Source organism: Paenibacillus popilliae ATCC 14706 (assembly GCF_000315235.1).
Lineage (GTDB): Bacteria > Bacillota > Bacilli > Paenibacillales > Paenibacillaceae > Paenibacillus_B > Paenibacillus_B popilliae.
In genome coordinates this window covers 1-484 of record NZ_BALG01000262.1, presented here as the reverse complement: position 1 = coordinate 484, position 484 = coordinate 1, and the positions used below count along the sequence as shown (strand labels likewise).

Below are 484 nucleotides of genomic sequence, written 5' to 3'. Positions count from 1 at the left end.
CGTTCCAGTGCCTGAGCTTAAGCTTGAACTACTGCTTGAACTGCTGGATGTCTGTGGCACTTCAAATGTTGCTTCCTTTATGCCCGTAAGTGCTGCTTGCCCAAAACCTTTAACACCACCAGTTACCGTTACTTGATACTTACTTCCAGATTGAAGTCCCTCTAGCTGTAATACAACCGTGTTTTGGGTTTGACCAGCACCATATGTTGCATATGTTACACTTGTAACCGTTTCATATGTCACATTTGTAACTGTAACCGTTCTGTCTTCTTCAAATTCCTGTTTGCTAGCATTATACTTTTTAAATGTGTAGCTAGCTTTATTTTTAACAGAGTCACCATCTAGCGCACCATTGAACGTCAGTGTCAAGTCGTTTCCTTTCAACCCTGGCTTATTGCTAGCTAATCCTGTTGCTGGTGTATTTTTCGTTCCAGTGCCTGAGCTTAAGCTTGAACTACTGCTTGAACTGCTGGATGTCTGTGGC

Annotated in this window: 1 protein-coding gene; it reads right to left on the bottom strand. The window is 42.6% G+C overall.

From position 1 onward, the window contains the following. A partial coding sequence (locus PPOP_RS22890) for a hypothetical protein (RefSeq protein ID WP_159101848.1) occupies window positions 1-484 on the bottom strand: 484 nt, incomplete at both ends.